The organism is Leptonema illini DSM 21528 (assembly GCF_000243335.1).
GTDB classification, from domain to species: domain Bacteria; phylum Spirochaetota; class Leptospiria; order Leptospirales; family Leptonemataceae; genus Leptonema; species Leptonema illini.
Genome location: NZ_JH597773.1, coordinates 2,471,469 through 2,473,583, shown reverse-complemented (window position 1 = coordinate 2,473,583; position 2,115 = coordinate 2,471,469). Strand labels below are relative to the sequence as shown.

At 48.3% G+C, this 2,115-nt stretch carries 3 protein-coding genes and 1 pseudogene; all 4 read right to left on the bottom strand.

Features of this window, described 5'->3' with window-relative positions:
* Window positions 1-374, bottom strand: a pseudogene (locus tag LEPIL_RS11425) (IS256-like element ISLil1 family transposase); the annotation flags it as partial.
* A gap of 72 nt (window positions 375-446) precedes the next feature.
* The gene (locus LEPIL_RS11420) at window positions 447-1,199 is read right to left on the bottom strand and encodes an RHS repeat domain-containing protein (protein ID WP_002772652.1); all 753 of its coding nucleotides are present in this window, start codon (window positions 1,197-1,199) and stop codon (window positions 447-449) included.
* Window positions 1,200-1,485: 286 nt separating this feature from the next.
* Window positions 1,486-1,734, bottom strand: coding sequence for a hypothetical protein (locus LEPIL_RS11410; protein WP_002772651.1), 249 nt, complete (start codon window positions 1,732-1,734; stop codon window positions 1,486-1,488).
* A 50-nt stretch (window positions 1,735-1,784) separates the two neighbouring features.
* Window positions 1,785-2,115, bottom strand: a 331-nt coding sequence (locus LEPIL_RS22975) for an integrase core domain-containing protein (RefSeq protein ID WP_211208640.1), incomplete at its 5' end; no start/stop codon positions are given.

Here is a 2,115-nt window from a genome sequence, read left to right as displayed (position 1 = left end):
CGGGTGCTGATGCCCGCCAGCATCAGGCGCTCAACATGCTCGCGAAGATCAGAGCGATCCTGAAGGATCTCATATCGCTCCAGCTTCACCTCCTTGCCGTTACGTCGAGCTCTGGGCTTCTGGATGGCCACCCTTTCTCCATCGAGCACAATGGAACCTCGCTGGCTGCCGCCTCGATGAGCAAATCCACGGCCTCTCTTATGCTCACCTGTCTTGCCGCATAACGTTTCGATTTCTTCGAGAATCAAAGCTCCTACGTAGCCGAGTGCAAATTCGCGCACACGGGAATCGAGGCTGGTTCGAATATAATCCCGAAACTCATCGGCCGCCAGGCTTTGTGTTTGACTGTTTTCTGCCCGTTCGTTCTTCTTCACTTGGAACCCTCCGTAAGGGAATGTGGTTGTTCGGCCCATTTTGGGCCAGGGTTCCGCCTTTTCAAACTCTAACTAAATTCGGGACATAATCTCATATTCCCGTTGGTATGTATCGGGAAAATAATTGCTGCTAAACATAGCCCCCCAGCCATCTCTTATCCAGCGCCAATCAGCATCAATGGATTTCTTTTTGTGGGTTGTGTCGAACACGTGCTTTTGCTCAACATCATGGCGCATTGACACTTTGTCCACTTTGGTCAAAGAATTTTTAGGCCGAAAGTTGGCAAACCACAGTAGTACCAGAATGTTTGTAAGTCTTTGCCTCGCTTCAGGAGGAGCAAGCAATGCTATCATCAGAAGGCCATTCACTAAGAATCGCTCAGACGCATCCGGCAGAATTCCGCAGGCGCTCGGTCCGCTAAAGTTGTGACCGTACATGGTGTTAGGAAAGCAGCCGGCCTGCCCATCTGGATCGACAAAATTCACCGGGTTATTCCAAACATACTGATATCTATCCCAGTTATCCTGCCCCGGCTGGTCTGTATGCACAGGATCAGGCTGTAAGAATCTTCCCGTCTCCGGATCATAAATCCGTGCTTTGTAGTTATACAGGCCCGTCTCAGGCTCAAATTCCTGTCCCGTGAACATAAACGTCTCACCGTAGTGTATGCCGTTACGGTCCGGGTCAAGATCGGTCAGATCAGAATTCACCTTACCGAACGGCTCATACACGAATCGTGCCACGGCAACTCCATCTGCATTGGTGACTATATCCGTAGAACCATTATGTGTCGAGATAAAATAGAAGGCGCCGAGGACAGACATGTGCCGATGGGCTTGCCCATACGTTTCACTGGGCCGAAACCGCGTAAGAACGCAGTCTCGCCTTGATCAGAACCGGCCTTACCACCGGTTGGGTTGGGGCGACCATTTGCAGGATTCGCAGGCTCAAAAAGCATTCAAGAAGCCTTTTCTCAACCGAAACAACCTCCATCTCTTGCCGAGTTGTCACTAATCGTCTCTGATTCGCGTCCCGATCAATCTTTCCCAGTAGATTTACGTGCATTTCAGCGCGAAGCATTGCAGATGATACGGGACAGATGGGGCACTTCTACTCTTCATCGCATTTGTTCTGGGAAACGATCGCCTGTGCACAAATTAATAGTAGTCCATCCATAGCCTTCTTTAATTCGGCGTCTGTCATCTGTCCGGAAAATCTATTTATAGATGCAAAAAACAGGAAGCACATATCGCGTGCTGGCGCTGCTTCATTTAACTCGCAAGTTCTTTTTGCAAACGGATCTGAGCATCCGAGGAGCACAGACATGCTGAGGATAGTCGATAAGGCACGTTTCTTCATATCATAGCCTCCATTTCCTTATTGATCTTCCCCCCATATTCCGGAGGGAATCATGCAATTTGCTGTGCATAGGCTGTCGGACTTAAATACCCGAGAGCAGAATGCCTCCTTTTACGGTTGTAGAATACTTCGATATAGTCAAACAGAATTCTTCGTAGGTCTTCAAAATTTGGAATAAACCCGATTCTGTATAAACATTCAGTCTTCAAGGTATGAAAGAACGATTCCTGAACAGCATTGTCCCAGCAGTTCCCTTTGCGACTCATGCTCTGGCTTATCTTCTTACCTTTCAATACATCGCGATAGTCTTTCGATGCATATTGTACCCCGCGATCTGAATGTATAATCAGGCCATTGATATTATTCCTCCTTCGATTCAAG